This window comes from Candidatus Anaeroferrophillus wilburensis, from assembly GCA_016934315.1.
Lineage (GTDB): Bacteria > Desulfobacterota > Anaeroferrophillalia > Anaeroferrophillales > Anaeroferrophillaceae > Anaeroferrophillus > Anaeroferrophillus wilburensis.
Map to the genome: position 1 here is coordinate 1 of JAFGSY010000006.1, position 24296 is coordinate 24296.

The 24296-nt window shown below is 52.8% G+C and carries 20 protein-coding genes and 1 pseudogene; 14 read left to right on the plus strand and 7 right to left on the minus strand.

Annotation, left to right across the window (positions count from 1 at the left end; all coding sequences use genetic code 11):
* The coding region (locus tag JXO50_00585) for a phosphoethanolamine--lipid A transferase (GenBank protein MBN2331582.1) at nt 1–1479 on the plus strand (1479 nt) is incomplete at its 5' end.
* A gap of 107 nt (nt 1480–1586) precedes the next feature.
* On the opposite strand, the gene JXO50_00590 is transcribed toward JXO50_00585, so the two are convergent.
* From JXO50_00590 to hemL, 6 genes are all read right to left on the minus strand, one after another.
* Complete coding sequence (locus JXO50_00590; protein MBN2331583.1) at nt 1587–3461, minus strand: cytochrome c3 family protein; 1875 nt, start codon at nt 3459–3461, stop codon at nt 1587–1589.
* Nucleotides 3462–3653: 192 nt separating this feature from the next.
* Nucleotides 3654–3968: an ATP synthase F0 subunit C gene (locus JXO50_00595; protein ID MBN2331584.1), complete on the minus strand. Its 315-nt coding sequence runs from the start codon at nt 3966–3968 to the stop codon at nt 3654–3656.
* Nucleotides 3969–4012: 44 nt separating this feature from the next.
* Nucleotides 4013–4720 carry a F0F1 ATP synthase subunit A gene (gene atpB, locus JXO50_00600; GenBank protein MBN2331585.1) on the minus strand — a complete coding sequence of 236 codons (708 nt, stop codon included), beginning with the start codon at nt 4718–4720 and terminating at the stop codon, nt 4013–4015.
* A 50-nt stretch (nt 4721–4770) separates the two neighbouring features.
* Nucleotides 4771–5199 (minus strand): hypothetical protein, encoded by a 429-nt coding sequence (locus JXO50_00605; GenBank protein MBN2331586.1) that lies wholly within the window; start codon nt 5197–5199, stop codon nt 4771–4773.
* A gap of 4 nt (nt 5200–5203) precedes the next feature.
* On the minus strand, nt 5204–5392 hold the full coding sequence (locus tag JXO50_00610; protein ID MBN2331587.1) for an AtpZ/AtpI family protein: 189 nt from the start codon (nt 5390–5392) through the stop codon (nt 5204–5206).
* A gap of 213 nt (nt 5393–5605) precedes the next feature.
* Nucleotides 5606–6898 carry a glutamate-1-semialdehyde 2,1-aminomutase gene (hemL, locus tag JXO50_00615; protein MBN2331588.1) on the minus strand — a complete coding sequence of 431 codons (1293 nt, stop codon included), beginning with the start codon at nt 6896–6898 and terminating at the stop codon, nt 5606–5608.
* A 279-nt stretch (nt 6899–7177) separates the two neighbouring features.
* On the opposite strand from hemL, the gene JXO50_00620 reads away from it, so the two are divergent.
* Together JXO50_00620 and JXO50_00625 are read left to right on the plus strand one after the other, a co-directional pair.
* Nucleotides 7178–7321: a hypothetical protein gene (locus tag JXO50_00620; protein ID MBN2331589.1), complete on the plus strand. Its 144-nt coding sequence runs from the start codon at nt 7178–7180 to the stop codon at nt 7319–7321.
* 51 nt (nt 7322–7372) lie between these two features.
* Nucleotides 7373–8611: a hypothetical protein gene (locus JXO50_00625; GenBank protein MBN2331590.1), complete on the plus strand. Its 1239-nt coding sequence runs from the start codon at nt 7373–7375 to the stop codon at nt 8609–8611.
* Between the two features lie 539 nt (nt 8612–9150).
* On the opposite strand, the gene JXO50_00630 is transcribed toward JXO50_00625, so the two are convergent.
* Nucleotides 9151–11373 (minus strand): NapC/NirT family cytochrome c, encoded by a 2223-nt coding sequence (locus tag JXO50_00630; protein ID MBN2331591.1) that lies wholly within the window; start codon nt 11371–11373, stop codon nt 9151–9153.
* A gap of 958 nt (nt 11374–12331) precedes the next feature.
* Between JXO50_00630 and ndhC the strand changes: the two genes are divergently transcribed.
* The 11 genes and pseudogenes from ndhC (at nt 12332) to nuoL (ending at nt 24221) form a co-directional block, all read left to right on the plus strand.
* Nucleotides 12332–12688 carry an NADH-quinone oxidoreductase subunit A gene (ndhC, locus tag JXO50_00635; protein ID MBN2331592.1) on the plus strand — a complete coding sequence of 119 codons (357 nt, stop codon included), beginning with the start codon at nt 12332–12334 and terminating at the stop codon, nt 12686–12688.
* A pseudogene (locus tag JXO50_00640) lies at nt 12679–13176 on the plus strand (NADH-quinone oxidoreductase subunit B). Before ndhC ends, JXO50_00640 begins: the two are co-directional and overlap by 10 nt.
* A 29-nt stretch (nt 13177–13205) precedes the next feature.
* Nucleotides 13206–13709, plus strand: coding sequence for an NADH-quinone oxidoreductase subunit C (locus JXO50_00645; GenBank protein ID MBN2331593.1), 504 nt, complete (start codon nt 13206–13208; stop codon nt 13707–13709).
* Nucleotides 13710–13730: 21 nt separating this feature from the next.
* Nucleotides 13731–14903: an NADH dehydrogenase (quinone) subunit D gene (nuoD, locus tag JXO50_00650; protein ID MBN2331594.1), complete on the plus strand. Its 1173-nt coding sequence runs from the start codon at nt 13731–13733 to the stop codon at nt 14901–14903.
* 45 nt (nt 14904–14948) lie between these two features.
* Nucleotides 14949–16910, plus strand: a complete 1962-nt coding sequence (locus JXO50_00655; protein ID MBN2331595.1) for an FAD-dependent oxidoreductase — start codon at nt 14949–14951, stop codon at nt 16908–16910.
* Between the two features lie 60 nt (nt 16911–16970).
* On the plus strand, nt 16971–19649 hold the full coding sequence (fdhF, locus tag JXO50_00660; protein ID MBN2331596.1) for a formate dehydrogenase subunit alpha: 2679 nt from the start codon (nt 16971–16973) through the stop codon (nt 19647–19649).
* Nucleotides 19650–19661: 12 nt separating this feature from the next.
* The gene (nuoH, locus tag JXO50_00665; GenBank protein ID MBN2331597.1) at nt 19662–20648 is read left to right on the plus strand and encodes an NADH-quinone oxidoreductase subunit NuoH; all 987 of its coding nucleotides are present in this window, start codon (nt 19662–19664) and stop codon (nt 20646–20648) included.
* Between the two features lie 41 nt (nt 20649–20689).
* The gene (locus JXO50_00670) at nt 20690–21169 is read left to right on the plus strand and encodes an NADH-quinone oxidoreductase subunit I (protein MBN2331598.1); all 480 of its coding nucleotides are present in this window, start codon (nt 20690–20692) and stop codon (nt 21167–21169) included.
* A gap of 26 nt (nt 21170–21195) precedes the next feature.
* Nucleotides 21196–21705: an NADH-quinone oxidoreductase subunit J gene (locus tag JXO50_00675; protein MBN2331599.1), complete on the plus strand. Its 510-nt coding sequence runs from the start codon at nt 21196–21198 to the stop codon at nt 21703–21705.
* 19 nt (nt 21706–21724) lie between these two features.
* The gene (nuoK, locus tag JXO50_00680; protein ID MBN2331600.1) at nt 21725–22030 is read left to right on the plus strand and encodes an NADH-quinone oxidoreductase subunit NuoK; all 306 of its coding nucleotides are present in this window, start codon (nt 21725–21727) and stop codon (nt 22028–22030) included.
* A 58-nt stretch (nt 22031–22088) separates the two neighbouring features.
* Nucleotides 22089–24221 (plus strand): NADH-quinone oxidoreductase subunit L, encoded by a 2133-nt coding sequence (gene nuoL, locus JXO50_00685; GenBank protein MBN2331601.1) that lies wholly within the window; start codon nt 22089–22091, stop codon nt 24219–24221.
* The last annotated feature ends 75 nt before the right edge of the window (nt 24222–24296 follow it).

Below are 24296 nucleotides of genomic sequence, written 5' to 3' on the forward strand. Positions count from 1 at the left end.
AGCCTCGTAAGCTATCGTTATCTGTTGAAAACAGTCGTCGCCGTGGTCATCGTGCTGGCCGCGACGATCTCCTACTTCAGCATGAGGTACGGTACGGTCATCGACTACAACATGATCGGCAACATCCTCGAAACCGACATCAGGGAGGCCGGTGAACTTCTCAGCCTCCCCCTTGTCCTTCATTACCTGCTTTTTGCCGGACTTCCCCTGCTCCTCCTGCAGCAGGTTTCCATCAGGTGGCGCACCCCACTGAAGCAATGCGCCATCAATATGGCCGCCGTCACCGTCGCCCTTGCCATTGCCGGGATAACGATCTACGGCAACTACAGCAGCCTTGTCCTTATCGGACGCCAGCACAAGTATCTGCGGATGGTCATCAACCCCACCTATGGCCTCTATTCGGCGAAAAAATACTACCAGATACAACACAAGGTGGGGCAAACGGTCACCCCGATTGCTGAAGATGCGGTCCTTGAGAAGCACGGCATCAGCGGAAAGAGGAAATTGCTGGGTATCGTTGTGGTCGGTGAGTCGGCCAGGGCAAAGGAATTCTCCCTCAACGGCTACCAGCGTGACACCAACCCCTGTCTTGCCCGGGAACAGGCGGTGAGCTTCACCAAGGCCTACGCCAGCGGCACCTCAACCGCGGAAGCCCTGCCCTGCATGTTTTCCCACCTCAAAAGGGAGGAGTATTCGGCCAAAAAAGCGGCCGGTTATGAGAATATTCTTGATATCCTCCAGCGCCTGGGGGTTGCCGTACTCTGGCGGGATAACAATTCCAGCTCTAAAGGGGTAGCCAAACGAATCCCCTATGAAAAGATCCTGCCATCGTTGATTCCGGCCGGCGAACAACCCGACCTGGTCCGTGACGGGGAATGTTTCGACATGGCCCTGCTTCTCAACCTGCAGCAGGAGATCGACCAGAATCCAAATGACAACATCCTGATTGTCCTGCACCAGAAAGGCAGTCACGGGCCGGCCTACTGGAAGCGCCATCCGGACAGTTTTTGCCGCTTCACCTCCGAATACCGGGGTAATGCCCCCCAGAACAGTCTGACGGCCGAACTGATCAACGCCTATGACAACACCATTCTCTACACCGACTACTTCCTCGGGCAGACCATCGCCCTGCTGAAAAAGAATGCCGCTGATTACGACACCTTCCTGCTCTATATGTCCGATCATGGCGAGTCACTGGGGGAAAAGGGGATCTACCTCCACAGTCTTCCCTATTTTATGGCTCCCGAGGAGCAGAAGCACATTGGCGCCGTCGTCTGGCTGTCGGAAAGCTGCGCCCGTAACCGGGGGGTCGCCAACCTGAAAACCCTCCTGGCACGGCGAGAACAGCCCATCTCCCATGACCATATCTTCCATTCCCTCCTGGGCATCTACCATGTCAGGAGTACCATCTACAAACCACAGTTGGATATCTTCCATATCGACCAGAGTGATGTACCGTGGAGGGGTGGTTTGGGATGAACTGGTTTTTTGATCTGGCTGGGGCTGGAAAGATTCAAAAGAAAAGGCGCCGTGCATAGAACTGCACGGCGCCTTCGTTGTTGAGCGGGGAAAAGAACGTTGGTAGGCTAGCCTAAAAGTCCCCAGCCTAAGAGCAGCAGGCAGATTAAACCCGCAGCCAAACCGGCAAAGCCGAGGAGCTGACCAATGGCTTCCCGCAGCACACCGGGATATTTGGTGACCAGCTGATCCAGCTTACCCTGGGCCTTGAGCCGTTCATACTGTTCCGGTCGTTCTTCCTCCATCTCATAGCCTCGCAGCACACCATTAAAAATCACCATATCCATGGGGAATTTTTCCGGACGGATATGGGTGTTGAAAAAGTGCACCGTGAAGATGAATCCGGAAGCCAGCAATGCTTCGTCGGAATGGACAACGATGGCGACGTTGAACATCCAGCCGGGCAGGAAGGCGGAGAAGAATTCCGGTATCCACAGCATCAGGCCGGTAAAGCCGATGGCGAACATCCCCCAGAAGACGGCGATGAAGTCAAATTTTTCCCAGTAGGTCCAGCGGTCGAAACGTGGCAGCCCACCCATCCCGAAGAACCATTTGAACATGCCGGTGATGTCGTCAAGATCTTTTTTGCGCGGACAAAGGGAGTCAGGTCCAAACAGTTTTTGCAGGAAGGTTTCACCGGTCTGTTTGATGAACAGGTAGTAGATCACCCAAAGCAGCGTGGTGCCGAAGTAGGAGAAGGTCACCACCGCGGCCCAGCGGTGAATAAGGCCAGCCATCTGCGGGCCGCCCATCAGATCGGCAAGGCTCTGGGCCCAGGGGGCATGGTTGAACTTCAAGGGCAGGCCGCTGAGTACCAGGGCAATGAAGCTGACCATCATGGCAAAATGGAGCAGGATTTCAAGGAAACTGAACCGTTTGTAGAATACCTTCGGGTTGTGGGCATGGGGAACAAAGATACCCTGCTTGCGCAGCTCGTTCTTTTCAATATAGCTGCGAATCAGCCACAGAACGGTATGGAACCAGAAGAAGGCAAAGGTGGAAACCAGCAGGCCGGTCATGGCGACAAAGGTCCAGTAAAGGAGCGGGTAGTTCTCTTTATCGTGGTAATCAGCGTGCGGCATGTACTTGGCAAAATTGGCATTGGCTTTCGGGTGACAGGCGCCGCAGGTTTCAACCAGGCCCTCGGGCGAAACGGATGATTCCGGGTTATCAGTGGGCAGCTGTTTATGAGCCGTATGGCAGTCGGCACAGCCGGCAACATAGGCTGCTCCACCGAGATGCTCGACCTTGCCATGGTAATCATGTTCGTAGGTTTTGAAAGCCAGGGTATAGACATTATTGCGTTTCATCATTTCACTGTCGGCATGACACTTTTGACAGGATTTGGTATGGAATTCGCGGGCTTCCCGGGCGGTGTCCGAGTGGATGTCCGTGACATGCTGCTCCTTGATGTCATGGAGTCCATGGCAGTCGGAACAGGAAGGCGAATCCGGGTTGCCAGCCAGCAGCCCTTTACCATGAACGCTTTCCAGGTAGTCGCCGCTATCATGACAGCCACTACACATCTGGATAACTTTGGTTTTATCTCCCCTGAATGACTGGGATTCATGGATGTTGGAGTGGCAGTCGGTGCAGGTGACATCATTATCCGCATGAACGGAAAGGGTGTGCGCCTTGGCTTCGGCCTTATGGCAGAAGCCGCAGTTAACCGGCTGCATGGGAACTTCGCAGTCGGCATGTTTTTCCAGGTCGTAGATGTCACGGTGACAGCTGGTACAGGCATTGGTCCCATGAGAAGAAGCAGCAAATGTCGAGTTGCTGATCTCATCGTGGCATTCCAGGCATTGACCGACTGAAATACATTCCAGGCAGATCTCTTGGGCCGCCTCTTTTGCCCACGAGTGCATGGGGGAGCCGAAGGCACAGAGGAGAACCAGAACCAGTGCCAAGAACCCACAATAGTTGGTCGCAAATTTCTTCATAATAATCTTACCCCGCTCCTTTTTATGTCCATAATGACTTGCTGGGTGTTATTTTCTTATATGTGTAATAACATATATGCAATTCAATATTTTGTATACATGGGTGCTGTAAAATAAAGCAGGCATCTAAAAATTCGATGCCTGCGACTGAACTATACTTGACCGAAAGGGGTTTGCAAAAAAGCAAACAAATTAGATCTTCAGAACCAGCATCAAAGCAATAACCAAAGCATAAATAACCAGGGATTCGATCATCGCCAGACCGATAATCATCGGTGTGGTGATTTTGCCAGCAGCGCTGGGATTCCGGCCGATACTGTCAAGTGCGGATTTGATTGCCATTGACTGACCGAATGCGCCACAGGATGCAGCAACGGCGATGGCGATAGCCGCGGCATAAGCAAATGCCTGGCCGCCCATACCACCGGTAGCTCCTTCAGCAGCCATGGCGGCGGTTGCCAGTCCCAAGACTGCCAACGTGGTCAACAGTTGAGTCATTTTTTTCATCAGATTCACCTCCTTCCAAAATGGTTTATGGTACTTTTCCTATCTTAGTGATCGTGGGAAATTGCCCCACTGAAATAGGCCATGGACAACAGGATAAAAACAAAGGTCTGCACAAAGGCAACGAAGAGCCCCAGAAAGGCAATGGGAATGGGAACCAGAAGAGGTGCCAGCATGATGAAAATCGCTGCCACCAGATGGTCGCCCATGATGTTGCCAAAGAGCCTCAAGGAGAGAGACATGGGCCGGGCGAGATGACCGATGATCTCGATGGGAATCATCAGCGGCGATAGCCAGAGAAATGGTCCGGTAAACTGACGTAAGTATTTCGCCCCATGTTCCTTCCAACCAAAATAATGGGTAAGGCCAAAGACCGTAAGGGCGCAGGCGGCAGTGGTGTTGAGGTTGTCAGTGGGCGGGTTCATTCCAGGTACCAGGCCGGCCAGGTTGCTGAACAGAATGAAAAAAACCGAGGCGCCGATAATAAAAAGAAAATCACGGGCAACCTCGGCTCCCAGGGTGTCACTGATGAGCTTGAGAATAACTTCTACTATGGATTCAAGCAGATTCTGCAGGCTGAATTTGCCATCAGGAATCAGATGGTCTTCCGGGGTTCCTTTACGCAGTTTGGCCGTGCCGACCAGGACCAGAGCAACAATGATCAAGGCAATGAGAATCGCATTAGCGACATAAGCCGGCAGGTGGTTTAGGCCGGGAATAAGATCGGCAAACGTGATAATGGGATCATGATGCATTGAAGAAAACCTCCCTGAGTTTTTACATTCTTAATGAGGATGGCTGGTAATTAGCTTTTAGGTTTCAGGGTGCCAAACATGCCGGTGAACACTGCATCCGACAGGATTGCCACAAACATTGCCGAAAAGCCGATCAAGAAACCCACCGGCTGACATATTTTCGGTACCAGCAGGACCAGAGTGATGATGACTGAAAACATGGTGAGCGCTGATATCTTTAAAACAAGACGGGGCGATATGGTAATCTCCTCCGGTCCTTCAGTAGGGCTGGTGAAAGCCCCGTGCATGGTTTTTGCCAAAAAATGAAAATAGAGGAAGGCCAGCACTCCGCCCGCCAAGGCATCCAGGCCACGGAACAAAGGTTGTTTCATCATAAAAGCAGTAACCGCTATCAGTATTCCGAAGGCAACAATCAGCTTTTCTATCCGCTTCAGCCGTTTCAGTTCTAAATCCTGGTCGGCACTCTGCTTTCCTGCCATCTGCTTACTCCTGATTGTTCTGCTTTTCCTCTTTTTCAATCTCTTTCAAGGCATAAAAAAGACGCTTGAAGCCGGAGACAACCCCACACAGCATCATGAAGATCGTCAGCCAAGGACTGGTGTCAAGCCATTTGTCAAGATAGTAGCCGATAGCCACACCGATGGCCACCGAAATCCCCAGCTCCAAGCCCACCGTGCCGTAGCGGCTTACTTGATTAAAAACCTGCTTGTATTTTGGTGCTTTGTCAACTGGCACGAGAGTTGATGTCCCTTAGTCGGGCAACACCTTCTGGCGCCTTGCCCCGGTCGCTCATTTACTGTTGCATGGTTTGGAAAAGAACATCTGCGGTGCTCAAAGCACGCATCCCTTATCACAAGCTTCCCGGCAAAGTCAAGATGAAAGTAATCATGAGGCCGACAACTCGGTAAGTGTTGCATCCAGGGCTGTCAGCGTCTGTTCCAGATCGTCATTGGTATGGGCGGCTGAAAGGAAACCGGCCTCAAACTGGGAAGGTGCCAGGTAGATGCCTCGCTCCAGCATGCCGGCAAAATAGCGGGCAAAGAGAGCGGTATCCGACTCTTGGGCCTGCTGGTAATTATAGACTTCAGTGTCCGTGAAATAGGTGCAGAACATGGAGCCGACCCGGGTGCAGTAATGGGGAACCTGGTGGCTTTTTAACAGCTTAGCTGTTTCCCGGGCTAAAAAGGCGGCCTTTTCTTCCAGTGCCGGATAGGGGTTTTCCTCTTTGAGAACCTGCAGCGTTGCCCGTCCGGCTGCCATGGCCAGAGGGTTGCCTGAAAGCGTTCCAGCCTGGTAGACGCTGCCCAGCGGGGCCAGTTGAGACATGATCTCCCGGCGGCCGCCAAAAGCACCCACCGGCAGGCCGCCGCCAATGATCTTGCCAAGGCAGGTCAGGTCAGGATTGATATTGTAAAGCGTCTGGGCACCGCCGTAGGCAACCCGGAAGCCGGTCATCACTTCATCAAAAATCAACACGATTCCCTGCTTGGTGCATCGTTCCCGTAATCCTTCGAGGAAGCCAGGAACGGGGGGGATGGTACCCATGTTGCCGGCTATCGGTTCAACAATAATGGCGGCGATATCACTGCCAAACTGGTCGATGAGGAGGTCAACGGAAGCCAGGTCGTTGTAGGTTGCCGAAAGGGTCAGGCTGGTGAATTCTGCCGGCACTCCGGAACTGTCCGGAACACCAAGGGTAGTCGCCCCCGAACCGGCTTTGACCAGCAGGGCATCAACGTGGCCGTGGTAGCAGCCGGCAAACTTGATAACCTTCTTGCGGCCGGTTGCCCCACGGGCCAGGCGGATGGCACTCATGGTGGCTTCAGTGCCTGAATTTACCATGCGGACCATTCCCATTGACGGCAGAGCCTCGAGCAGTAGTTCGGCCATCTCAATTTCCAGGGTTGTCGGGGCACCGAAACTGGACCCGCGGGAAGCCTGTTCTTTGATGGCATGGGTGACTGCCGGATGGTTGTGGCCGATAATCAAAGGGCCCCACGAGCCGACATAATCGATATACTGGTTGCCATCAGCATCAAAAATATGCCCGCCACGGCCGCGGACAATAAACCTGGGTGGCAGGCCGACAGCGCGAAATGCCCGTACGGGACTGTTGACTCCTCCGGGAATTACCTTTTGAGCCCGGGCAAAAAGTTTTTCCGACATGGTTGATTTCATCATGAGAGTTCTCCTAGCCTGGTGGGCAAATAGTCCATTGTAACAACGATGGGCTTACCTTATCTGCCGGCCGAAGTCAAGGGGTGATAGCCACTGATATTCACTTGCGCCATAAATCCTTCCTGTGCTAGTATCCCCAAAGGTTTTGGTGGGGAATGCACGCTATAATTTCCCGGCGTTGCCATGCTTTCAGTACCCACCAAAAAAGGGTTGTCAAACGGTTCTTAAAGGGTGGTTGGCGGCGCTGCCGGCCACTGACATAATATATGGAAAGGGTAGATGGTGAGAAATTTACAGGTACTTGGTGTCATGCTCCTGCTGCTGGTTTTTCTCGTGGGGCCTGCGGCAGCCAGCAGCGCGGGGAAATCGCTTCATATTTTCTATTCGGGCGACGAGCGCGGTGCCGTCACCCCGTGCGGTTGACAGAAAAATCCGCGTGGCGGTCTGGCCAAGCGAGCAACATACCTAGATGAAGTGAGACAGGAAGCGGGTCCCCTGCTGGTGGTCAATGCCGGCAACCTGCTGTTCCGGCGGGAAGAGGTGAAACCTGAAAAAATGGTGGAAGCGCAGCTGACTGCCGACCTGATAGTGGCCTCGTACAATACCATGGGGTGTGATGCCTTTAATGTTGGCGCCTATGATCTCTCCCTGGGGATTGATTATCTGATGCAAAAAAAGGCCAAGGCCCAATTTCCCTTCCTGTCGGCAAACCTTTGTGATCGGCACGGCAAGCTGCTGTTTCAGCCTTCGTTGATGAAAACGGTGCAGGGAGTCAAGGTGGCCATCTTTGGCTTGCTGTCCGATGATGTGAAGCTTGATAAAGTTGCCGGCGGCAACAAAATTATGGTCAAAGATCCCTATGCTGTGGCAACCGAGCTCGTCCCTGCATTGAAAAAGGCCGGCGCGGATTATGTAATTCTGTTGACCGATATGGTGGGTCGTGATTGCCGGCGGCTGGCCCAGCAGGATCTGCCCATCAACCTCATTGTCGGCAGCAGCAGGAAGAATCAAATTTCCCTGCCAATTAACATCAATCAGACCTATATTACTCATCTGGACCGGGGAGGAAAGAGTGTCGGCTTGTTGGAAGTCAAGTTCCTTGATGCGCAGGGGCTGATGGCGTTGCCGGTGGCTGAGCGGATGAAAGGCAGTGAAGTTGGTCGCTGCTTCTACCTCAATAAGTTTTTCCAGTTGCGGCTTTCAATTCCCGATCACCCTGTTATTGCTCCGAAAGTCGTAGCTCTGGCTGAAAAGATCAAACGTCTGCAACAGGTGAAGGCAACCCAGTCGATGACCATTCCCGGCAAGAAGTCCATGGGGGTTGATGGCGGCAACCAGTATGTTGGGGTCGAGGTCTGTGCAAAATGCCATCAGGATCGCTATGCATTGTGGCAGGCAAGTGAACATTCTCGGGCATACCAAGCCCTGGTCAAGAAAAATCAGCAATTTGATGCTGACTGTATTGCCTGTCATTCTCTGGCTTATGAACGGGAGGGCGGTTTTACGGATATGAAGCATATTGGTTTTTATACCAATGTTCAGTGTGAGTCATGCCACGGTCCGGGGCATCTGCATGTATCATCCGATGGCGACCCGAAAAAAATCGTCAAGGAGAGAAACGAGGCAATTTGCCTCCAATGCCATATCTCGGAAAAAAGCCCCGATTTTGATTTTGAAACCTATCAGATAAAGGTGTGCGGTGGGGCGAAGTAACCCACCTGCCTGCGGATGGTACCCATAATCTATGGAAAAACGGGAGCAGCCTTTGCAGCTGCTCCCGTTTTTTTGTGGCCGTCGGAGATGGTACTAGCAATTGCGGGGGAGGGGGGGCAGGTAGCAGCCGGTGTCCCCCTTTACGGTCCTCAACTAAGTGCCATGCTCTTGTGGTCCCTGGGGCCTATGGGCAGTGAACTTTGCCTGTCTGTCGTCCATGGTGGGAGTGGCCACAAATACCCAAACAAGTAGTATGTCGGCAGTCTTTGGCCGCTTCTGACTACATGATATCTCTGGGTGATCGTGGTTCCGGGGCACGCATGCTCAGCTGGCTTTTTCACCGAGAAGACCTTGCGTAAATCAGCGATCGGTAGGTAGGAAGGTGATTGGTGTGCCGCCCGCGGGCGGCAGGCCGGTGGACAGCAAGGATTGTTGATGCACCAGGGGAGTGTGAAACAAAAAGGGTGTGGTGAATGAACCATAAAGGGGCGGCTTTTCAGCCGCCCCTTTATGATTGCTTTTGCCAGCCGGTGAAGGATCTACTTATACTCTCCTTCGCTGAGCGTCTTAATGGTTGAATAGTGCAGCAGTTTTCCTTTAGCCTTCTCCAGCAGACTGCGGACTTTGCCGGCCAGATCCTTGGAGAACTCAAGGTTGTGAATCGGGTTGCCTTCCGCCAACTGCTTCAGGTTCTTCTCGGCGTTATTGAGCAGGTCCTGAGCGTCGTAGGTGTACTGGCCGTTTCTGATGGCGTTGAGGACCATCCGTTGGAGATTCTGCAGGTCCTGGGCAAGTTTTTCTATGTCCATGGCTTCCACCTGGGCCTGCCAGTCATCAACCATTGGTCCGTAACTGTGGTCATGACATTCGATGCAGGTGGCCTTGATGCCTTCAAGCGAGCTTTCCTCGCCGGCGGCAATCTGGACATGGCATTCCTGGCAGGTTACCCCTTCGGCCATGGAATTGGCTGCACCGCGAACGTCACAGCTGATCTCATCGCAGGCATTCTGGCCCTTGTAGAGGTTGAAAGCTGCTACGTGGCAATCTTCACACTGGACGGAGCCCATGCCGGAGCCGTGGTGGCAGCTGCTGCAGTTCTGCAAGAACGTCTTTCCGTGCTGTTCCCGGGCGCTGTGACATTCTTCACAACTGAGCCCTTCATCAATAACATGGGTATCGTGGGGGAACTGGACGTTGCCGAACGGTACCGGTTTAGTCTCAATACACTCGACACAGCTGTGGCAGAGGTCGGTGCAGCCGGTTGGTGAGAGCACCTCCTTGGCAACATATTTCGGTATCACCAGGGCAAGCGCCTTCTCCACGTTTTCCCGGCAGCTGGCAAGAATTTTCAAGGCGTAGTCGATGTTGTGCAGACCATGACCATTTTTGGTGAACTGCAGGTTATTGTGGGCCTGTTCCAACAGCAGGGAGGCGTCACCATAGCGGTCTGCTTTCTTGTAAGCAGCAATCTTGTTGCGGGCTTTCAGCAGCGTCTCTTCTGTGCTTTCCAGTTCCTTGTTCAGCAGTTTCTTCCAATGTTTGGCCATGTCGTCATAGCCGGGGCCGTGGCAGTCTGAACAGGATGTAATCAGTTCATCGTAGCCCTGCCGTTTTACGCCCTTAACCTGGCCGCTAGTTGTCTCGGTGAGGGCAACATGGCAGCTGGCACAATCCAGGTGAGCCAGATACATGGCGCTTGGCATATCGGTGATTCCTTCGGCCCCCTTACCCATGAACATCTGCCGTTTTACACTGTGCTCGCCGAAGGTATGGCACTTGATGCAGTTGCTGTCATAGTGATAGCCGCTGAGGACCGTTTTTTCCACCTGTTTTTTGCTTGGCACCGGGCTGTCCGAGGGCCGGGGAATGAAGTGATTGATGTCCGCATGGCAACGGAAACATTCCACCTTATGAAGGTTTACATGATTCAGGTGGATGTGTTCGCTGGTATGCTGACTTTCAAGAATTTCCGGTTCGGCATGGCACTGGACACAGATGTTGTCCTTAGTGTGTCCTTCTCCGAAAACCACGTCAAAATGGCACTGCTGGCAGGTAACCCCCCGATCGACATAATCCTTGTGGATGAAAGGCAGGTTTTCATTGGCATCAATAAAGATCTTGGCTTTGGTCTGCTGGTGGCACAGGGTGCAGTCGGCCATTTCAGGATGCTGGTCTTTCTTGTAGAAATGGCAGGTGAAGCAGGTGGTTTCCGTTACCGTCAGATGTGCCCCCTGGACGATCTGCGAGTGGCAGCTGGTGCATTTCAGCTTTTTCCCCCGGCGGAGTTCGCTCAGATGGGTGTCGTGACTGAAGTTTACCCCTTTGAAAACCACTTCACTTTTACTCAGGTCAGTCTTTGAATGGCAGCCTTCCCGCAGGCAGCTGGCATCGCTGACCTGGGTATGGGGACGGGGCGGAGCAGTGCCGGTGATTTTCAAAACCACATGCGTCTGGGCTTTCCATTTGCCTTTCAGTTCCCCCATCAGGCCCGGTTCAAAGTGGCATTCAAGACAGCTCACTTCCCGGTGGGAGGACTGTTTCCAGGACTCAATGTAGGTGCCCATATTGTGGCACATGGCGCAAAATTGATAATTCGCCGTCAGGTGCAGCAGGGTTGCCATCAGGGCAATCAGGCCGATAAACGAAACAACAAGGAAAATAATAATCCCTTTCTTGTGCTGCCTGGTTCCCCGGATTGCTTCGCCAATGAAATCCTTAAGGAAGGCGGTTAGCAACTCCCACATGCGTTTGAGATGGGTCATGGTTTTACTCCTTCTTACCTAAAATTTAATAATGCATGCTGTTTCATCTATTACTGAATAGAAAATTGCCTATATGGATAGTAGCATGAAAAGCCCGGTCAAACTTGGCAGATAGCATAGAATCGGAAGGGGTTGCAAGAAAAAAATATCAAACATTCCAACAGGTTAATACTATATATTGTATTCATAATAAAATCTATTTTATTGTTTGATGGTGCTGCTGTTGTTGGTTCGTCTGCCGGGATACAGAACTGGGCTTGCCTGGTGTAAAACGTCCGGTATGCCGACCACTCAGGTGATGAGCCGGGTCGAAGAATCATTTGTAAAAAAGGAGCTTTTTCGATGTCGATGATGTGCTCCGTGGGGCAAGGTCTGGTAGCTGTAATCTTGCTAAAAGTATCATTATGGCTCTGTCCCTAAAGGTATCTTATGCATTGCTTTTTGCCTAATGACTGCGTTGGGCTCACAGGTTACTCCTCATAATAGTCAATGTATTCCTGAGGTTAAAATATTCTCCTGCCTTATTCTTAAACAAAAATTCTCATTTTTCAAGACATAACCAAAGGTAGCCAGCTGACAGTTTTGGGTAATCAGCCTGTCCGAGTAAAACTATTTTTTGCTTTTATAGAGCTTTCATTGATTGATGTGGCCGTCAGCACCTTCGGTTTATAATCGTTGTGGGGGCATGCAACACGTGAGCAGGGATGATAATGGCAGTGGTCGTTTCCCATAAACGAATCTAAATGAATACGGATTATTGAAAATATAGGTTTTATTTTGTGTCGTGTCGACAGTATATTTTTTTGTTTCCCGCCTTTTTTTCCCTTGACAAGGGGGTTACCCTCAGATATAAATCCCTCGTTTAATAAAAGCTTCACAAGAATATTATCACCGTTTAAGAATTATGTTTTACCTCATATTTATAGAAGCTAACTATTAACTGCGCGAGGGGCAAACAATGTTGGTTAATTATGTTCCCGTTCTGGTGATGATGCTGGTGGGTATCGGTTTCGGCGTCTTTGCGGTCGCGGTATCCAGTATCCTGGGTCCGCGCCGCCGGTTCAAGGTCAAGCGCGAAACTTTTGAGTGTGGTATGCGTACCGAGGGCAATACCTTTGTCCGCACCCCGATCAAGTACTACGTCGTTGCCCTGCTCTTTCTGGTGTTTGATCTGGAATGTGTTTTCATGTATCCCTGGGCAGTGCATTATCGTAAACTCGGCCTCTTCGGTTTTGTCGAGATGCTGGTTTTTATGGTGATTCTTTTTATCTGTTATATCTATGTCTGGAAAAAGGGAGCGTTGGAATGGGAGTAGAGAGCGGCATAAAAGGGGATGGCTTCCTGCTGACCAACCTGAACGCGTTGGTCAACTGGGGGCGGAGTAATTCCGTCTGGCCATGCACCTTCGGCCTGGCCTGATGTGCCATCGAAATGATGGCTACCAGTTTGGCAAGCTACGATATTGCAAGGTTTGGTTCCGAAGTCTTCCGTCCTTCGCCCAGGCAGTCTGATCTTCTGATTGTGGCCGGGACGCTGACCAAGAAGATGTCGGTGATGGTGAAACGAATTTATGCCCAGATGGCGGAACCCAAGTGGGTGATAGCCATGGGGGCCTGCGCTTCCTGCGGCGGTATATTTAAGAGCTATGCCGTAGTTCAGGGGGTTGATCAGATTGTTCCGGTTGATGTGTATGTCCCTGGATGTCCGCCGCGGCCGGAAGCCCTGCTGGCCAGTTTGATGAAGCTGCAGCAGAAGATCAGGACAGAGCATTTCGATGACATCCGTCCTAATGTTGTTGAATAAGAGTCTTTTTTGACGGGGTGGTGCTGTACATGGAAAACGCTAAAATACTGGAACTCATCAAGGCAAAGTTTCCGGAAGCGGTCATCGACGATCAGGATTGTCGTGGTGACCTGCAGGTAACCGTCGCTAAGGATGCCTTCATGGAGATGATGACGTTTCTTCATGATGATCCGCAGCTCTCCTTTGATCTGTTGATCGATGTGCTGTCCATTGATAACTCGGAAAGGCGGCGTCAACCACGCTTTGAGGTTGTGTATGTCCTGTTGTCAACGGCTAGTTTCGCCCGGCTGCTGGTGAAGGTGCCGGTGCCTGAAGGCGAGGAGATGCCCTCGGTCATCGGGATCTGGCAGGCGGCGGACTTCCCCGAACGGGAAGTGTTCGATATGATGGGCATCCGTTTTGCCGGCCATCCTGATTTGCGAAGAATTCTCACCTGGGATGATTTTGATGGAAATCCCCTGCTCAAAGATTTTCCCCTGCTGGGGAAAGATTTCGATGAGGTCTGGGATCCTGATACGATTGAAGTACGGTAACATATTACTTGGGGAAAAAAGATGGCTGAAGGCAAATTGATGACCCTCAACATGGGGCCGCACCATCCGTCGACGCACGGTGTACTCCGGGTCGTGCTGGAACTGGATGGTGAGATTATTGTCAAGGCAACGCCGCATATCGGTCAGCTGCACCGCGGGATTGAGAAAATTGCTGAAAATATGAATTATCAGCAGATTATCACCCTTACCGACCGCCTTGACTACACGGCTGCCTCCCTGAACAACTTCGGATATTGTATGGCGGCTGAAAAGCTGATGGGGATTGATGTTCCCAAACGGGCCGAATACATCCGGGTGATTATGGGTGAATTGTCCAGAATTGCCGCCCACCAGCTATGGATCGGTACCCATGCGCTTGACATCGGGGCTATGACCCTGGTTTTTTATGCGTTTCGTGATCGGGAAATGATCTATGAAATTATCGAAGAGGCATCCGGCTATCGTTTGACGCCCACCTATCTGCGGGTCGGTGGTCTGGCGAATGATATAACGCCTGCTTTCATTAAGAAAGTTCGTGAATTCATCAAGTGGTTCCCCACCGCCCTCGAAGGTTACCATACCCTCCTGACTGACAATATCATCTGGCGCAAGCGGACCATGAATATCGGTGTCGTATCGGCCGCCGATGCGGCCAATTTCGGTTTTACCGGTCCCAGCCTGCGGGGTTCCGGGATTCCTTACGATGTGCGCAAGGCCATTCCCTACAGCAGTTATGAGGATTTCGATTTTCAAGTTCCGGTAGGTGACAAGGGTGATGTGTTTGACCGTTATCTGGTGCGCATGGAGGAGATGGCCCAGTCGTTGCGGATTGTGGAGCAGGCGCTGGAAAACCTGCCGGAAGGTCCGGTGAAGGTGGACAATCCCTGGGTTTCCAACCCGCCTCTGGACATGGTTCAGGAGGATATCAGCGCCCTTATCCGTCGGTTTAAGATTCAGTGTGAGGGACCACATGCGCCGGTGGGTGAAGTCTACCAGTCGGTTGAAGGGTCCAAAGGTGAGCTGGGCTACTATGTTGTTGGGGATGGCAGCGAGAATCCCTACCGGATGAAGATTCGATCCCCGGCCTTCATCCTTATTGGTGCTTTGTCAAGGATGCTTCCCGGACATTTCTTTACCGATGCGGTTGCTATTATCGGCAGCATCGATATCGTTCTGGGAGAGGTTGACCGCTAAAAACAGCGTGCGGGTTGATACAAGATTGGAAATGGGAGTGGGCTGATGGCAGAGATACTTTTCAGCTCCTGGGGTGGCGATGTAGTTGACAATCGCGGCAAGGAGCCTCAGGAATATGAAACGGTCAAGAATGTTTCATTGCCGGAATATTTTCAGCAGGATGAAGAGATCAATGCCTTGATGGGCTGGTATGGCATTGTCCTGCGGTCTTCCGAGGTCAACATCGTCGATCTCTGCCGCTCCTATATGGAGGCGGTTCAGGAAAAATCCTGCGGCAAGTGTTTTTTGTGCCGGATCGGTACCAAGGTGATCGCCGATACCCTGGGTAGGCTGTGCAACGGCAAGGGCCGTCAGGCTGACCTGGAGATCATGGCCCGGTTGGCGGAATCGATCAGTGAGTCGTCAAAATGCAATATCGGCCAGTCCGGTCCCGTTCCTTTGCGCCATGCGCTGGAATATTTTGCCGATGAATTTGCCCAGGCCGCCCAGGGTAAAAGTGTGAGCCCGGGGGTCTATCGTTCGAAATTAACGGCGCCGTGCATGGATGCCTGTCCTATTCATCTGGATATCCCCACCTACGTCGAATGCATCAGGGAAGGAAAGTTCCAGGAGTCGCTGGAGGTGATTCGTGAGCGGCTGCCGCTTCCCGGCGTGGTTGGCCGGGTGTGCGTTCGACCCTGTGAGGATCACTGTCGGCGCGCCAATCTGGATGAACCTGTCTCCATTAAGTTTCTCAAACGTTTTGTTGCTGACCATGAGCTGGGAAAGGGTAAGGAGCCTGGCTATCTGGTGGAACCCGCAGCCAAAACCGGAACGGTGGCCATTGTCGGCGCCGGCCCGGCGGGCGTTACCTGTGCCTATCATCTGGCCCGCAAAGGGCACCAGGTGACCATCTATGAAAAACTGGGTGAGCCCGGCGGCATGTCGGCCGTAGGAATTCCGGATTATCGGCTGCCGCGTCATATTCTTCGCGGTGAGGTGGAACAGGTCCAGAAGATGGGGGTGACCATCAACTACAATACCGAAGTCGGCAAGGATGTGAAGCTTTCGCAGCTGGAAGCCGACTACGATGTGGTGTTTATCGGTCACGGGGCCCATCTGAGTGCCTCCATGCGGGTGGATGGTGAAGATGCCGGCTATAAAGGCTTCATCACCGGTGTCCAATACCTGCTGGATATTAACAGTGGTATTGATCCTTATCCAGAAGGCAACAAAGTGGTGGTGGTTGGCGGCGGCAACGTGGCCATCGACTGCGTCCGCTGCTCCTTCAGGATGAATAAAAAGGATGTCAATCTGGTCTATCGGCGCACCGAGAAGGAGATGCCTGCCGATGACGTGGAAATCCATGATGCCCACGAGGAGGAAGTTACCTTCCATTACTTGACGCATCCGGTGAAGGTGCTGGCCGAAAACGGCAAGGTGGTGGGCCTTGAGTGCATCAAGATGCAGCTGGGTGAGCCGGATGAAAGCGGCCGGCAGCGGCCCGAACCGGTTGAAGGGTCTGAGTTTATTCTCGATTGCGACATTGTGGTGCCGGCCATCGGCCAGACCATCGACCTGTCCATGCTGGAAGGGGTTGACAAGGTAAAGACCACTCGCTGGCATACCCTGGTGGTCAACGAGGATACCAAGCAGACCGACAATCCGAAAATCTTTTCCGCCGGTGACTGTGAAACTGGTCCGGGAGCCCTGATTACCGCCTGCGCCGGCGGCCGTACGGCAGCCATCAACATTGATAAGTATATTAATGGTGAGCCGCTGGTAACCACGGAAGATGATTACTTCGACAAACTCTTTGATGCCGTCAAGGTTTATGACAAAGGGGAAGATGTGGGGTTTCTTGGCGGTCGGCAGCGTTACCAGCTCGGGATGCTGCCTCCTGAGACCCGCAAATGGACCTTTGACGAGGTGGAACAGGGCTTTTCTCCCCAGGAGGCCATGGCCGAGGCAGACCGCTGTCTTCGCTGCTATCGGGTAGCCACTATTGCGACGGCGAAGAAAGCGTAGAGAGTTCACCTTAAGCAATACCTCAATAATATAGTTTGCTAACTTAACGAGTGCAGGAATATGAGCATGGTCACGTTAACGATTGACGGCAAGGAAGTAAAGGTCCCGAAAGGGACGACGATTCTTGCAGCAGCAAGGACCGCCGGCATTCGCATTCCGACGCTTTGCTACCATGGACGGCTGGAACCCATCGGGTCGTGCCGGATGTGTGTGGTGGAGATTGACGGTTATGCCCATCCGATGGCGGCCTGTACCACTCCGGTGGGGGAGGGTGTCGCGGTAACCACCAACTCTGATCGGTTGCACCGGATCCGTCAGGACTCCCTGAAGCTGATACTGGTGAATCATCCTCTTGATTGTCCCATTTGTGACAAGGGTGGCGAGTGCCTGCTGCAGGACCTGGTCTATGAGTATGGTATTGATCAGGTTGAATATCAGGCTCCCAAGCCGGTTCGTGATGCGGTTTATGCAACGCCGTTGATCCGTTACTGGCCTGACCGCTGTATTATGTGCTTGCGCTGTGTCACGGCTTGCCGGGAAATTAAGGGTATTGGTGCCATCGAGATCAAGGGTGAGGGGTATGGCACCCAGGTGGCGGTGATTGATGCTGATAAATGTCAGTCCTGTGGTGAGTGTCTGAGCGTCTGTCCTACCGGGGCGTTGACCGAGAACCTCAGCCGTTATAAAGGACGGACCTGGCTTACCCAGCGGGTTCCCACCACCTGTACTTACTGCGGTTGCGGCTGCCAGTTGGAACTGAATGTGCAGAACAACCGGATCATCGGGGTGACCACCCAGGAGGGCAAAGGTGTTAACCTCGGCAGCCTTTGTGTCAAGGGGCGCTTCGGTTACGAGTTTGTTGGCAGTGAGGAACGGCTGACAACGCCGCTGATTAAAAAGGATGGTGAGTTTCACCAGGCCAGCTGGGAGGATGCCCTGACCCTGGTGGCCGAGAAGTTCAAAGCCATCAGGGAAGAAGCCGGTCCGGATGCCATCGGTGGTCTCTCCTCGGCCCGCTGTACCAACGAGGAAAACTACCTTTTCCAGAAATTCATGCGCGCGGTCATCGGCACCAACAGTGTCGACCACTGCGCCCGACTCTGACACAGCTCCACGGTGGCCGGACTGGCCGCCACGTTTGGCAGCGGAGCAATGACCAACCCGATCAAGGATGTCCTCAAAGCCGAGACCATCCTGGTGACCGGAACCAATACCACTGAAAATCATCCCATATTTGCCAATTACATCAAGGAAGCCGTCCTAAAGCGGGGGGCGAAGCTGTTGGTGATTGACCCGCGGCGCATCGGGCTGGTGGACTTTGCCGACCTCTGGCTGCAGCCCAAACCCGGTACCGATGTGGCCTGGATCAATGGCATGATGCACATCATTGTTAAAGAGAATCTGCAGGCCCAGCAGCATATCCAGGAATGTACCACCGGTTATGAGGCTTTTGTCAAGGGTCTGGAAAAGTATACGCCCGAGTATGTTGCCGGGATTACCGGGATTGCTGTTGATGATCTCTATGCCGCGGCCCGTATGTACGGTCAGGCAAAACCGGCTTCGATTCTCTATGCCATGGGCATTACCCAGCACACCAGTGGCACCGACAACGTCAAATGCCTGGGGAATCTGGCTATGCTCTGTGGCAACGTCGGGGTGGTCGGCGGCGGTGTTAACCCGCTCCGGGGCCAGAATAACGTTCAGGGAGCCTGTGACATGGGGGCGCTGCCCAATGTCTTTACCGGCTATCAGAAGGTGGCAGACGACGAGGTCCGGCAGAAATTTGCCAAAGTCTGGGGGCTGGAGGAGCTTTCCGCAGTTCCCGGTCTGACGGTCACCAAGATGTTTCCAGCCGCCGAGGAGGGGGTCCTCAAAGGTCTGTATATCATGGGTGAAAATCCCCTGGTCAGTGATCCTGATCTCCATCATATCGAGGAGGCGGTAAAAAAACTTGATTTTCTCGTGGTCCAGGATATCTTCCTGACCGAAACAGCCCAGCTGGCAGACGTGGTTTTGCCGGGGGTTTCCTTTGCCGAGAAAGATGGCACCTTCAGTAATTCCGAACGTAAGGTGCAACGGGTCAGGAAAGCGATTGAGCCGGTGGGCGAGGCTCGTGAGGACAGTTGGATTCTCTGTCAGTTGGCCACCAAAATGGGTTATTCCATGGAATACGCCGATGCCCGGCAGATCATGGAGGAGATTCGCAGCGTAACTCCGAGCTATGGCGGCATCAGCTATGAAAGGCTGGAGAAGAAAGCCCTGGCTTGGCCCTGCCCGGCTGAAGATCATCCCGGGACTCCGGTTCTGCATGTGGATAAATATGCCTGTGGTCTGGGAGTCTTTTTTGCCATCGATTATCGGCCACCGGCGGAAAACCCCGATGCTGAATATCCCTTTATTCTCAGTACCGGCCGGGTGCTGCAGCATTTCCATACCGGCACCATGACCCGCAAGGGCAAGGGTCTGAGTCAGCTCTATCCCGAGTTGCTGGCCGAGGTCAACCCCGATGATGCCGAAAAGCTGGGGGTTGAGGATGGCGATTTCATCACTATTGCTTCGCGGCGCGGGACCATCAAGGTGAAAAGCTGGTTGACGGATCGTGTGGCTGCCGGGGTGGTGTTTGTGCCGTTCCATTTCAGTGAATCGGCGGTCAACCAGTTAACCAACGCGGCTCTATGTCCCGACGCCGGGATTCCCGAATACAAAGTTTGCGCCGTCAAGGTGGAAAAGGCATCGTAAAGGAGGCTTTTCATGATTGAATTTACTGTCATCCTGCTCATCAAGACCCTGGTGGTATTCGGGGTGAGTATGCTGATCGTCGCCTATTCCACCTGGATTGAGCGCAAGGTCCTCGGTCTGGTGCAGCTCCGCCACGGGCCCATGCGGGTGGGGTTCCACGGACTGTTGCAGCCGCTGGCCGACGGCGTCAAGGGGTTCATGAAGGAAGAGGTGATTCCCGATAATGCCGATAAGCCAGTATTTATCATTGCGCCGATCATCAGTATTGCCGCAGCCCTCTCACTGCTGGTCATCATTCCCTTTGGTGATACGGTGACCATCATGGGCCGAAAAATAACCCTGTATCTGACGGACCTTGATATCGGTATTCTGTATGTCCTGGGGATTTCCACCATCGGTTCCTACGGTGCCATGCTTGGCGGCTGGTCGTCCGGCAACAAGTACGGCATGATGGGTGCCCTGCGGGCCGGTGCCCAGATGATCAGCTATGAATTGTCTCTGGCCCTGGCGGTGATCAGCGTAGTTATGGTGACCGGCACCTTGAGCCTGGTGGGGATCGTCGAGAGCCAGGCAGGCTTATGGAACATTGTCAAACAGCCGTTTGCGTTTTTCCTCTTTATTATCTGTGGTCTGGCGGAAATTAACCGGACTCCTTTTGATATGCCGGAAGCGGAGGCTGAACTGGCCTGCGGTTTCAACATCGAGTACAGCAGCATGAAGTTCGCCCTCTTCTTCATGGCTGAATACTGCCACATGTTCGTCTTCGGCACCCTGGTGACCACCCTTTTTCTGGGCGGCTGGCATGGTCCGCTGCTGCCGGGTCCGGTATGGTTCTTCATCAAAACGTTTCTGGTGGTCTTTTTCTGCGTTTGGGAACGTTCAACCTTCCCCCGTTATCGCTACGACCAGATCATGGAACTGGGCTGGAAAGTGCTATTGCCCTTCGGTCTGCTGAATATCGTGTTGACCGGCTTGTGGATGGTGATTTTCAACATTTAGAACAGAAGAGTTTCCACTACTGCTTGAAAAGGTTGTGAGCGATGGAAAAAAAAGACTATGTACTTAATATCAGTGATCGGCGGACGGAAAAGGGAAAATATCTGACGCCGCTCTTCAAGGGCCTGGCGTATACCCTGAAAAACTACTTTTCCAAGGCCGTTACCATTCAGTATCCCACTGAGCGTCGCCAGATTGCCGACCGCTGGCGGGGTCTGCACCGACTGAAGGTTGATGATCAGGGCAAGCTTAAATGCGTTGCCTGCGGCCTCTGTGCCAAAATCTGTCCTCCCCAGGCAATCACTATTGTTCCTTATGAGGAGGAGGGGGAAACCAGATACCCCAAAGAGTTCATGATTGATGAAATTCGCTGCATCTTCTGTGGCTACTGCCAGGAGGCATGTCCGAAAGATGCCATCGAACTGACTAAAGTGTATGATTTTGTCGACTACCACCGGGAAGATTTTAAGTTTGATATTGAAAAACTGAAAAATCCTGAACGGTTTGCATTCACCGGGAAATAATTTACGACCGAGAGCGGGGTTTATCCATGGAACTGATCATTCTCCTTATTTGCGGCGGCCTGACGATCGTCACCTCACTATTGGTGATTTTTTCCTCCAACACGGTCCATAGTGCCTTATGGATGGTCGCCTCCTTTTTCACGATGGCCATACTGTACCTCCTGCTGCGGGCTGAATTCATTGCCATACTGCAGATTATTGTTTATGCCGGTGCGATCATGATGTTTATCCTCTTCGCCATTATGATGCTTAATCTCCGTCAGGAGGAGGGTGACCGGGTGCCGGTGCGGAAAACCAAGGTGGTTGGCGTGATCTTTCTGCTGGTGCTCTTTCTTGAGATGATGGTGGTGGCTGTTGGCCGTGGTGTACTGGCCATGAAGGGGCCGGTAACTGATCAGCTGGTAGAAAAGTTCGGCCATGTTGCGGTGTTGTCAAATTTTCTTTTTTCCGACTATATCCTGCCCTTTGAAGTGGCCTCCCTGTTGCTGACCGCCGGTGTGGTGGGGGCCGTTGTCCTAGCGAAACAGAAGAAGTAATTGGAGAGAGGTAGAGACGATGGTGGCATATCATAACTTATATTTGGCCCTGGCCGTAGTCCTTTTTATCATTGGCGCTATCGGGGCGATCACCCGGCGGAATGCAATCATTATCTTCATGTGCATTGAGATCATGCTTGGGGGAGTAAATCTGGCATTCATAACCTTCAGCCGTGCCAACCAGTCGGTCGAGGGAATCTTTATGGTGTTGTTTGTCATGGCGGTGGCTGCCGCCGAGGCGGCGGTGGGGTTGGCAATCTTTGTCCTCATGTATCGCCGGAGCGGCTCCATTAATGTTGAGTCGTGCAACCTGATGAAATGGTAAGCAGATAGTTGAGCTTGGGATCATAAGCTAGATCAGCGTAGAGAAACAGGAGAGGGACATGTTCGACAAAGTGTGGTTGATTCCCATTTTCCCCATCATTGGTGTGCTTATCAATGGTTTGCTGGGGCGACGCATAGAAGCAATTAACAAGAGCATTGTACACTGGGTGGCCTGTTGCGCTGTGGCGCTCTCCTTTCTCGTTACCTGTACGATTTTCTTCCAGATGCTCAATTTGCCGCCTGACCAGCGGCTCTACGAGTTCACCTGGTTCAGCTGGATCGGGGGCGGGGTCATGCAGACCTACATTGCCTATCAGGTCGATCCGCTGTCTATGATGATGTGTATGTTTGTCACTGGGGTCGGTTTTCTCATCCATATTTACTCCATCGGCTATATGGCCCATGACGAGGGCCGCTACTACCGCTTTTTCACGTATCTGAACCTGTTCATGTTCTCGATGATCAATCTGATCCTGGCCAACAACTACCTGCTCATGTTTCTCGGATGGGAGGGGGTTGGTCTGTGTTCCTATCTGCTGATCGGCTTCTGGTTTTCCGTCGAAGCCAATGCCATTGCCGGCAAAAAGGCGTTCATTACCAACCGGGTGGGTGACTTTGCCTTTGTCATCGGCCTGCTGCTGCTCTTTACCAGCCTGGGGGAGCAGGGGGTCTGGAGCCTTCGCTTCTCGGAGGTCTTTCCCCATGTCCACCAGCTGCCGCCGCAGATAGCCACTGCTGTCTGCCTGCTCTTTTTTGTCGGCTGTACGGCCAAATCAGCCCAGATTCCGCTCTATGTCTGGCTGCCTGATGCCATGGCCGGCCCGACTCCCGTCAGTGCCCTGATCCATGCGGCTACCATGGTTACCTCCGGGATCTATCTGATTGCCCGTTCCAACATTCTCTACTCCCTGTCGCCTTTTGCCATGGGGGTGGTGGCCATCTTTGGGGCGATGACCGCCCTGTTTGCCGCTTCCATCGGTTTGGTGCAGAATGATATCAAGAAGGTGTTGGCCTATTCCACCGTCAGCCAGCTGGGCTACATGTTCCTTGGCCTGGGAGTGGGTGCTTTTGCCGCCGGCATGTTCCATGTATTGACCCACGCTTTTTTCAAAGCACTCCTCTTCCTTGGTTCGGGGGCGGTGATCCACAGCATGCACGAAGCCCTGCACCATGCCCACCTGCATGACGATGCTCAGGATATGCGCAACATGGGTGGCCTGAAAAGCAAAATGCCGATTACGTATGCCACCTTCCTCATTGGTACTCTGGCCATTGCTGGGATTCCCGGTCTTTCAGGCTTTTTCAGCAAGGATGAAATTCTCTGGCAAGCATACAGCAGTCCCCAGGGGCACATACTCCTTTGGCTGATTGGCGCCATCGCCGCCGGTATGACGGCTTTCTACATGTTTCGCCTGGTGTTCATGACCTTCTTCAATGAATGCCGGACCAATGAGAAGGCCCGTGACCATCTTCATGAATCGCCGAAGCCGATGACGGTTCCTCTGATGGTTCTGGCTTTTCTCTCGGTGGTCGGCGGCTACCTGGGTGTTCCGCACGCCCTGGGTGGCAGCAACCGGATTCACAGCTTTCTTGATCCGGTGATGGGGACCGGTCCCGGCAAACTCCTCCAGAAAGCCGGCAGTGTTGTCGCCCATGGCGCCGATCATGCCGCAGCTGCCGCCCATGGTGCCATGGAGCATGCCAAAGAGGCTGTTGGTCATGCAGCCGCAGCGGCCCATGGCGCTGCTGGCCATGCCGCTGAAGCCGTCCACGGAGCAGGTGGGGGACACCATTCCCTGGTGGCTGAATACCTGTTGATGGGTATCTCAGTGGCCATCGCCTTGACCGGGATTTTTCTGGCTTACACCATGTACATCAAAAGGCGGGAAATGCCGGAAAAGCTGGCAAAGCAATTTCCCTTTCTATACCGTCTGCTGCTCAATAAGTGGTATGTGGATGAACTGTATGAACTGATAGCGATCAAGCCCATTCATGGTTTCAGTCAACTGCTCTGGAAAGGGGTTGATGTGGCTGTGGTTGACGGGATTGTCAACGGTGTGGCCATGATCGTCGGCTGGTTCAGCGGGGTCGTCCGTTACCTGCAGTCTGGCTATGTCCAGAGTTATGCGGTTTCCATCGTACTCGGGACGGTGGTTATCATCGTCTATTATTTCATTCGCGCCATATCGTAATTACTGCATGCATGCTGGCAGCGTAGGCAGCATAGACGTCAAAACAAAGTTCCTTTCAGGTGTAAGGAGATAGGT